The 10651-nt window shown below is 75.9% G+C and carries 2 protein-coding genes; both read left to right on the forward strand.

From position 1 onward, the window contains the following. A partial coding sequence (locus tag ACWGJO_RS39370) for an SDR family NAD(P)-dependent oxidoreductase (protein ID WP_452190477.1) occupies positions 1 to 3969 on the forward strand: 3969 nt, incomplete at its 5' end. 109 nt (positions 3970 to 4078) lie between these two features. Further along, on the forward strand, positions 4079 to 10651 hold a 6573-nt coding region (locus tag ACWGJO_RS39375; RefSeq protein ID WP_452190479.1), incomplete at its 3' end, for a type I polyketide synthase.

The following is a 10651-nucleotide window of genomic DNA, read 5'->3' on the forward strand; positions in this document are numbered from 1 at the left end:
GTGGGGGAGTCGGTGGAGGCCGCGGGTGTGGAGGCCGTGGTGCTGGGGACCTTGCGTCGTGGGGAGGGCGGCCCGGCGCAGGTGTTGCGTGCGGTGGGCCGTGCCTGGGAGTGCGGGCTGGGGGTGGACTGGTCGGGTGCGTTCCCGGGGGCGCGGCGGGTCGAGGTGCCGACGTACGCCTTCCAGCGCAGCCGCTACTGGCTCGACGTCCCGACCACGAGCTGGGACGTCGCCTCGGCGGGTCTCGCCACGACCGGGCACCCGCTGCTCGGTGCGGTGACGCAGGTCGCGGACTCCGACGAGCTGCTGCTCAGCGGCCGGATCTCGCTGCGTACCCACCCCTGGCTCGCCGATCACGCGGTGTCGGGCGTCGTCCTCCTCCCCGGCACGGCCTTCCTCGAACTCGCGCTGCGCGCCGGGGCCGAGGCGGACTGCCCGGTGGTCGAGGAACTCACCCTCGGATCGGCCCTCGTGCTCCCGGACGAGGGTGCCGTCCACCTGCAGCTCCGGTTCGCCGCGCCCGACGGCGACGGTCGGCGGAGGCTCAGCGTGTTCGCCCGCACGACCCGGGACGCCGACGCGCCCTGGACGGAGCACGCCACCGGCACCCTGGTGCCCGGGCCTGCCGGGGATCCGGCCGGAGCTTCGGCCGGTCTGCTGAGCTGGCCGCCGTCCGGTGCCGAACCCGTGGACACCGGCGACCTCTACGAGCGCTTCGCCGAGGCCGGCTACCACTACGGCCCCGCCTTCCGCGGTATCCGTGCCGCGTGGCTCCGCGACGGCGAGGTGTTCGCCGAGGTGGTGCTGCCGGAGTCGCAGCACGCCGACGCCGCCGGGTGCGTGCTGCACCCCGCGCTGCTGGACGCGGCCCTCCAGATCGCCGCACTGCTGCCCGACCAGGACGGCGGGGCCCGGTTGCCCTTCAGCTGGAACGGTGTGACCGGCGGGATCACCGGGGCCACCACGCTGCGGGTGCGGCTCGCCGCCGGCGCGCCGGACTCCGTGACCCTGCACGCCCACGATCTGTCGGGACGGCAGGTGCTCGGCGTGGAGGGCCTGCTGCTGCGGCCCCCGGCCGCGGGCGGGCCGCTCTCCGCGACCGCCCACGCCGACCTGCTGTACCGCCTCGACTGGACCCCGGGCACCGACCCGGCCGACAGTGCCGTGCCCACCTGGGCCGCCCTCGGCGGCACCGTCCCCGGCGCGGTGTCGTGGCAGGACCTCGACGCCCTGGGAGCCGCGCTCGAAGCGGGCGCCGCCCTCCCCGAGGTGATCGTGGCGGCCGTCGCCACCGCCGACCTGCCCGACCCCGCCGACCGGGTCCGCGTCACCGCGCACCGGGGCCTGGCCCTGGTGCAGCAGTGGCTGGCCGACGAGCGGTTCGCCGAGGCCAGGCTGGCCCTGCTCACCAGGGACGCGGTCCGTACCGGACCGCTCGACCGTCCCGTCGATCCCGCCCAGGCCGCCCTGTGGGGCCTGGTGCGCAGCGCGCGGGCCGAGCACCCCGGGCGCTTCGTCCTCGTCGACGAGGCCGGGACGGGCGAGCCGGCGGACGCCCTGCCTGCGGCGCTCGCCGCCGGGGAACCCGAGCTGGCGTTGCGGACCGGCCCGCCGCTGCTGCCGCGGCTGGTCCGCGGCGGACGGCCGGACGGCACGCTGTCCCTGCCGGACGGCGCGGCCTGGCGGCTCACCACCGACGGCCGGGGCTCCGTGGAGGACATCGCGGCGGAGCCCGCGCCCGCGGCCCTCGCCCCGCTGGGCAAGGGCGAGGTGCGGATCGCGGTGCGCGCCGCCGGGCTGAACTTCCACGACGTCATCGCCGCGCTCGGCCTGGACCCCGACCCCGACCAGCAGGGCCTGGGCAGCGAGGGCGCCGGAACCGTCATCGAGGTCGGCCCGGGTGTCGACGACCTGGTGCCCGGGGACCGGGTGATGGGGATCTTCGGGGGCGCGTTCGGCCCGACCGCCGTCGCCGACCGCCGCACCGTCGCCCGGATACCGGCGGGCTGGTCCTTCGCCCGCGCCGCATCCGTGCCGGTGGTGTTCCTCACCGCCTACTACGGTCTGTTCGATCTCGGCGGACTGCGGCGCGGCGAATCGGTCCTGGTCCACGCCGCGGCCGGCGGTGTCGGCATGGCGGCGGTACAGCTCGCCCGGCACGCCGGTGCGCGGGTGTTCGCGACCGCCTCGCCCGCCAAGTGGGACGTCCTGAAGGCCGGCGGACTGGACACCGAGCACATCGCCTCGACCCGTACCACCGACTTCGCCGAGAAGTTCCTGACGGCCACCGGCGGGCGGGGCGTCGACGTCGTACTCGACAGCCTGGCGCGGGAGTTCGTCGACGCCGGTCTGCGGCTGCTGCCGAACGGCGGCCGGTTCGTGGAGATGGGCAAGACCGACGTCCGCGACCCCGGGACGGTCGCCCGGCAGCACCCCGGGGTGCGCTACCGGGCGTTCGACCTGATGGAGGCCGGTCCGGAGCGGATCGGCGAGATGCTCGCCGACGTCCTGGACCTGTTCGAGCAGGGAGTGCTGAGTCCCCTGCCCGTCACCGGCTGGGACGTCCGGCAGGCCCCGGCCGCCCTGCGCTCGCTCAGCCAGGCCCGGGGCGTCGGCAAGAACGTCCTGCTGCTGCCCGCTGCGCCGGACCCCGAAGGGACCGTCCTGGTCACGGGGGCCACCGGCACCCTGGGACGGCTCCTTGCCCGGCACCTGGTCGTCGCGCACGGCGCCCGGCACCTGCTGCTGGCGGGCCGCCGGGGCGGATCCGCCGACGGAATGCCGGAGCTGGTGCGGGAACTGACCGGACTCGGGGCGTCGGTGACCGTCGCCGCCTGCGACGTCGCCGACCGCGCCGCACTCACCGCCCTGCTCGGGTCGGTGCCTGCCGCGCACCCGCTGACCGCCGTCGTCCACGCGGCCGGTGTCCTGGACGACGCCACGATCGCCGGGCTGACGCCGGACCGGCTCGACCGCGTCCTGCGGCCCAAGGCGGACGCGGCGCTGGCCCTGCACGAACTCACCCGGGACCTCGACCTCGCGGCGCTGGTCCTGTTCTCCTCGGGCGCCGCCCAGTTCGGCGCGGCCGGGCAGGCGAACTACGCCGCCGCCAACGCGGTCCTCGACGCCCTCGCCGCCGAACGCCGGGCCGAGGGGCTGCCCGGCCTGTCCATCGGCTGGGGCCTGTGGGAGGAGCGCAGCGGGATGACGGCCGCGGTCACCGCGGGTCGGGGCGCCGGGGCGGGCGCGCTGACCTCGGCGGAGGGCCTCGCCCTGTTCGACGCGGCGCTGGACTCCCCGTACGCCTACCGGCTCGCGGCCAGGATCGCCCCGTCCGTGCTGCGGGCGGACGACCGGCTGCCCGCCGTGCTCCGCGGCCTGGCCCGCCCCGCCCGTACTGCCGCCGCCTCCGCCGCGGCACCGGCCCGCTCGATGGCGCAGCAGCTCGCCGAGCTGCCCGAGGCCGAGCTGCACCGGACCCTGCTCGACCTGGTGCGCGGCAACGCGGCGGCGGTGCTCGGCCACAGTTCGCCGAACCTGATCCGCCCGGCCCGCCCGTTCAAGGAGGTCGGCTTCGACTCCCTCACCGGGGTCGAACTGCGCAACCGGCTGGTGTCCTCGACCGGGCTGCGGCTGCCGGCCGCGCTGGTCTTCGACCACCCCACCCCGGAGGCACTGGCACGCCACCTCGCCGAGCGGGTCACCGCCGCCCGCCCGACCGGCGACGCGGCGGTCCGGGCCGGGCTCGACACCCTGGAGACCCTGCTCGAAGCCCTGCCGCCGGACGGCGTCAGCGACGAACTCGCCGCCCGGATACGGGAAGTGCTGTCCCGCCCGCTGCCCGGCCGGACAGCGGACACCACCGCCCGCCCCACGGGCGACGCGGACGACCTGGCCCCCGACCTGATCGAGGCGGCCAGCGACGACGAGATGTTCGACTACATCGACCGGCAGCTGGGATCCGCATGACCAGGGCACCGTTCCGCGCACCCTGCGCACCCTGCGCGTCCCGCGCAGTCCGAGACGAGAGCCGAGCGGCCCGAGACGAAAGCAGCGGTGTCCAGTGAGCGACCAGAGGATGCGTGACTACCTCAACCGGGTGACCATCGACCTTCGGGACACCCGGCAGCGGCTCCGGGAGGCCGAGGCCCGCACGAGCGAGCCGATCGCGATCGTGGCGATGAGCTGCCGCTTCCCCGGCGGTGTCCGCACCCCCGAGGACCTGTGGGAACTGCTCGCCGAAGGCCGCGACACCGTCGCGCCCGTCCCCGGCGACCGGGGCTGGGAGACCGCTTGGCCGTCCGGCGGCACCGTCCCCGGGCGGGGGGCGTTCCTGGACGGCGCGGCGGACTTCGACCCGGAGTTCTTCGGCATCTCGCCCCGCGAGGCGGTCGCGATGGACCCGCAGCAGCGGCTGCTGCTGATGGCGTCCTGGGAGGCCGTCGAGCAGGCCGGCATCGACCCGCTCTCCCTGCGGGGCAGCCGCACCGGGGTGTACGCCGCGGCCATCGACCAGGGGTACGCGACGCTGGGCCCCGGCGCCGCCGAAGCCGTCCAGGGGTTCCTGATGACGGGGAACTCGATGAGCGTGATGTCCGGGCGGGTGTCCTACGCGCTCGGCCTCGAAGGCCCCGCCGTCACCGTGGACACCGCCTGTTCGGCCTCGCTGGTGGCGCTGCACCTCGCGGCGCGCGCCCTGCGGGCCGGGGAGTGCTCGCTCGCACTCGCCGGCGGGGTCAGCGTGATGGCGCTGCCGGCGGTGTTCGTCGAGTTCAGCCGGCAGGGCGCGATGTCCGCCGACGGCCGCTGCAAGCCGTTCGCGGCGGCCGCGGACGGCACCGGCTGGGGCGAGGGCGTGGGGATGCTGCTGCTGGAGCGGCTGTCGGACGCGCGCCGCAACGGCCACCCGGTGCTGGCCGTGCTGCGCGGTTCGGCGATCAACCAGGACGGTGCCAGCAACGGCCTGACCGCCCCCAACGGCCCCTCCCAGCAGCGGGTGATCCGGGCGGCGCTCGCGGATGCGGGGCTGACGACGTCCGACGTGGACGCGGTGGAGGCGCACGGCACCGGTACCACCCTCGGCGACCCGATCGAGGCCGACGCGCTGCTGGCCACCTACGGCCAGGACCGGCCCGCCGGGCGTCCGCTGTGGCTGGGGTCGCTGAAGTCCAACATCGGGCACACCCAGGCCGCCGCCGGGGTCGCCGGGGTCATCAAGACGGTGCTCGCGCTGCGGCACGGCGTCCTGCCCCGCACCCTGCACGTGGACGCGCCCACCCCGCACGCCGACTGGTCCTCGGGCGCCGTCGAACTCCTCACCGAGGCCCGCGACTGGCCCGCCGTCGACCGGCCGCGCCGGGCCGGGGTGTCCTCGTTCGGCATGAGCGGCACCAATGCGCACGTCGTCCTCGAACAGGCACCGGAGCCGGAACAGGCCGACGGACCGGAAGCAGCGACCGACGGCCCGGACACCGCAGCCGGGGCGGGCGCGCCCGGGGCCGCGCTGCCCTGGGTGCTGTCCGGCCGCACCGCGTCCGCGCTCGGGGACCAGGCGGCCCGGCTGCGCGCCCGGCTCGCCACGGACGCGCCCGCACGGGCGGCCGACACCGGGTTCTCGCTGGCGACCACCCGGTCCGCCTTCGAACACCGGGCCGTGGTGATCGGCGACGGGCGCCCCGCACTGCTGGACGGCCTCGCCGCCCTGTCCGGGCCGGGCACGGACCTCTCCACCGCCCCGGCCACGCCCGCCGACGTCGTCGCGGGCACCGGCCGGGTCGTCGAGGGACGGACGGCCCTGGTGTTCCCCGGCCAGGGCTCCCAGTGGGCCGGCATGGCACAGGACCTGCTCGCCACCAGCCCCGCCTTCCGGGACCGCCTCGCCGCCTGCGACGCCGCCCTCTCCTCCCATGTCGACTGGCGGCTCCCCGCCGTCCTGGAGGGCGCGCCCGGGGCACCCTCCCTGGAACGGGTGGACGTGGTGCAGCCGGTGCTGTGGGCGGTGATGGTGTCACTGGCCGCGCACTGGGAGTCCTGGGGCGTCCGGCCCGACGCCGTGGTCGGGCACAGCCAGGGTGAGATCGCCGCCGCCGTGGTGGCGGGAGCGCTGAGCCTGGAGGACGGGGCGAAGGTCGTCGCCCTGCGCAGCCGGGCCATCCGGGCGCTGGCCGGATTCGGCGGCATGGTCGCGGTGTCCCTGCCCGAGGACCGGGTCCGCGCCGAGATCGCCCCCTGGGCCGAGAAGCTGTCGGTGGCCGCCGTCAACGGGCCCGCCGCCGTGGTGGTCTCGGGCGAGACCCGGGCCCTGGCCGAACTGCTCGCCCACTGCGCCGCGCAGGGCGTACGGGCCCGGTCCGTACCCGTGGACTACGCCTCGCACTCGGCCCAGGTCGAAGGGATCAGGTCCGAGGTGCTGGCCGCGCTGGCCGGTGTACGCCCGCTCCCGGCCCGGATCCCGCTGTTCTCCACCGTCACCGGCGACCGGCTCGACACCACGGCCATGGATGCCGACTACTGGTACCGCAACCTCCGCGGGACCGTCCGTTTCGAGGCGGCCGTCCGCTCCCTGGTCGAACAGGGCCACGAGGTCTTCGTCGAGGTGTCGCCGCACCCGGTGCTGACCGTGGCCCTCCAGGACACCGTCGAGGCCACCGGCGCCGAGGAGCCGCCCGTGGTCGTCGGCACCCTGCGCCGCGACGACGGCGGACTGCGCCGGGCGCTGCGCTCGGCCGCCGAACTGTGGGTGGCCGGCGCGGCCGTCGACTGGTCCGCGGTGTACGCCGGCACCGGCGCCCGCCCGACCGCCCTGCCCGGATACCCCTTCCAGCTGCGGCGCTACTGGCTGGAGCCGGAGGCGGCGCCCGGCACCGGACCGGCCGCCGCCGACCCGCACGACACGGCCTTCTGGCACATGGTCGACCACGACGCCCCGGCCGAGATCGCCGCCCACCTCGCCGTCGACGAGGACGCCCTGGCCCCCGTCCTGCCCGCCCTGCGAGGCTGGCGCAAACAGCGGCGCGACGAGAGCGTCATCGACTCCTGGCGCTACCGCATCGGCTGGCAGCCCCTGCCCGACCCGCCGGCCGCCACCCCCGCCGCCGGCACCTGGCTCGTCGTCCTGCCCGCCGGACACGACGACGACGCACTGCTACGCGGCCCGCTGCTCGCCCTCACCGAAGCGGGCGCCACCGTCGTCACGGCCGAACTCACCGCCGACGCCGTCCGCCGCACGGACCTCGCGGACACGCTCGCCACCGCCCTCGGCGACCGCGTCCCGACAGGCGTGCTGTCGCTGCTGGCCGCCGACGACCGGCCCCACCCCGACCACCCGGCCCTGCCCACCGGGACGGCACTCACCGTCGCCCTGGTGCAGGCCCTGGGCGACCTCGCCCTCACCGCACCCCTGTGGTGCGCCACCGCCGGGGCCGTGTCCACGGGCCCGGACGACCCGGTCACCGACCCCCGCCAGGCACTGGTCTGGGGCACCGGACTGGTGGCCGCGCTGGAACTGTCCGCCCGCTGGGGCGGACTCATCGACCTGCCGTCGAACCTCGACGCCCGCGCCAGGACCCGCCTCGCCGCCGCACTGACGGCCCCCGGCACCGGCCCGAACGGCGTCGGCCGCGAGGACCAGCTCGCCCTGCGCCCCACCGGCCTGCTGGCCCGCCGCCTCCGGCGCGCCCCCCGGAACGACGGCCGTACGAAGCACTGGAAGCCCCGCGGCACCGTCCTGCTGACCGGCGGCACCGGAGCCGTCGGCCCGCACCTCGCCCGCTGGCTGGCCCGCAGCGGCGCCACCCACCTCGTCCTGCCCGGCCGCCGCGGCCCCCAGGCACCCGGCGCGGCCGAACTCGCCGCGGAAATGGCCGCCCTCGGCGTACGACTGACCCTGCCCGTCTGCGACCTGGCGGACCGTCAGGCCGTGGCGGAACTGCTCACCGGCCTGGACACGGCGGGCGACCCGGTCACCGCGGTCGTCCACGCGGCCGCGTTCGTCGCGCTCGCCCCTCTGGACGGCACACCGATGTCCGCGTTCGAACAGATCGTCGCCGCCAAGGCCGCCGGCGCCGAACACCTCGACGCCCTGCTCGACCGCGAACTCGACGCCTTCGTCCTGTTCTCCTCGATCGCCGGAGTCTGGGGCAGCGGCGACCACGGCGCCTACGCCGCGGCCAACGCCTACCTCGACGCCCTGGCCCAGCACCGCCGGGCCCGCGGCCTCACCGCCACCACCGTCGACTGGGGCATCTGGCAGGCCGAGAACCCCTTCCAGGACCGCATCGCCGGAGCGGACGCCGACCTGTTCAAACTGGAGCAGCACGGCCTGCCCCGGATCGCCCCCGACCTCGCGGTCCACGCCCTGCAACAGGCACTCGACGACGACGAGACCGTCGTCGCCGTCGCCGACGTCGACTGGGAGCAGTTCGCCGCCGTCTTCACCTCCACCCGCCCCAGCCCGCTGCTCACCGGCATCCCCGAAGCCCGCCGCGCCCTGGAAGCCACGACCGGCGACACGGAGGCACCCGCCGCCGCACTGCTGCGCCAACGGCTCGCCGTCCTCGCCGAATCCGAACAGCACCGCCTGCTGCTCGACCTGGTCCGCACCCACGCGGCAGCCGTCCTCGGCCATCCCTCGGTGGATGCGATCCGGCCCGGCACGGCCTTCCAGGACATGGGCTTCGCCTCCCTCACCGCAGTCGAACTCCGCAACCGGCTCAACACCGCCACCGGACTGCGGCTGCCGTCCACCCTGATCTTCGACCACCCCTCGTCCACCGCGCTCGCCCGGGAGATCCGCGCCGAACTGCTCGGCCGGCAGGCCGCCGACCCGGACCCCGCCGCCCCGGACGCCGCCGCGCACCCGCCCGCGCCCGACGACGAGCCGATCGCGATCGTGTCCATGGCCTGCCGCTTCCCCGGCGGCATCGGCACCCCCGAAGACCTGTGGCGCCTGCTCGCCGACGGCGGAGACGCCGTCTCGGACTTCCCCACCGACCGCGGCTGGGACATCGAAGCCCTCTACGACCCCGACCCCGACCGCCCCGGCACCTCGACCACCCGGCGGGGCGGCTTCCTGCACGACGCTGCCGACTTCGACGCGGAGTTCTTCGGCATCTCGCCGCGCGAAGCCCTGGCCATGGACCCCCAGCAGCGGCTGCTCCTGGAAACCACCTGGGAGGCGATCGAACGCGCCGCCATCGACCCGGCCGCCCTGCGCGGCAGCCGCACCGGAGTGTTCACCGGCGTCAACTACGCCGACTACGCGGCCGTCGTCGCCCAGTCGGAGGAAGGAGACGGCCACCTGCTCACCGGCAGCGCACCCAGCGTCGTATCCGGCCGGGTCGCCTACACCCTGGGCCTCGAAGGCCCCGCGGTGACCATCGACACGGCCTGCTCCTCCTCACTCGTCGCCATGCACTACGCCGGCCGGGCGCTGCGCGGCGGCGACTGCTCCCTCGCCCTGGTCGGCGGCGTCGCCCTGATGGCGACCCCCGGCGCCCTGATCAGCTTCTCCCGGCAACGGGGACTCGCCGAGGACGGCCGCTGCAAGGCCTTCTCGGACGACGCGGACGGCATGGGCATGGGCGAAGGCGTCGGCGTCCTGCTGCTGGAGCGGCTGTCGGACGCCCGCCGCAACGGACACCCGGTACTGGCGGTGGTACGCGGCTCCGCCGTCAACCAGGACGGCGCCAGCAACGGACTCTCCGCCCCCAACGGTCCGTCGCAGCAGCGGGTGATCCGGGCGGCGCTCGCGGACGCGGGCCTGACGGCGTCCGAGGTGGACGTGGTGGAGGCGCACGGCACCGGCACCACCCTCGGCGACCCGATCGAGGCCCAGGCCCTGCTGGCCACGTACGGCCAGGACCGGCCCGCCGAACGGCCCCTGCTGGTCGGCTCCCTCAAGTCCAACCTCGGCCACGCCCAGGCGGCATCGGGTGTGGCGGGGGTCATCAAGACGGTGCTGTCCATGCACCACGGGCAGGTGCCCCGCACCCTGCACGTCAGCAGGCCCTCCGGCCACGTCGACTGGACGCGCGGAGCGCTGGCCCTCGCGACCGAGCAGCAGCCCTGGCCGTCCCACGGCCGCCCCTTCCGGGCCGGAGTGTCCTCCTTCGGCCTGAGCGGCACCAACGTCCACACCATCCTCGAACACACCCCCCTGGAGGACGACGGCCCGCCGGCCGAGCGCACCCCCCTGCCGGCGGTGCCCTGGCTGCTGTCGGCGAAGAGCCCGCAGGCACTGCGCCTCCAGGCCGACCGGCTGCGCCGCCACCTGGACGGCAACCCCGGGGTCGACCCGCGCGACATCGGATCCGCCCTGCACACGCGCACCGCCTTCGAGTACCGGAAGGCACTTGTCGGGGACCGGGACCAACTCCACACCCTGCTGGGCCGGATGGCCGACGACGACTCGGGAGTGTGGGACGGCGGTCGCCCGGTCGACGGCCGTTCGGTGCTGGTGTTCCCGGGTCAGGGTTCGCAGTGGGTGGGGATGGCCGCGGAGCTGTTGGCCGAATCGGCTGTGTTCGCGGGGCGGATGGCGGAGTGCGGGCGTGCTCTGGCGCCTTACGTGGACTGGTCGTTGGCGGAGGCGCTGGGTTCGGAGGCGCTGTTGGCGCGGGTGGATGTGGTGCAGCCGGTGCTGTGGGCGGTG

Source organism: Kitasatospora sp. NPDC054795 (genome assembly GCF_053611565.1).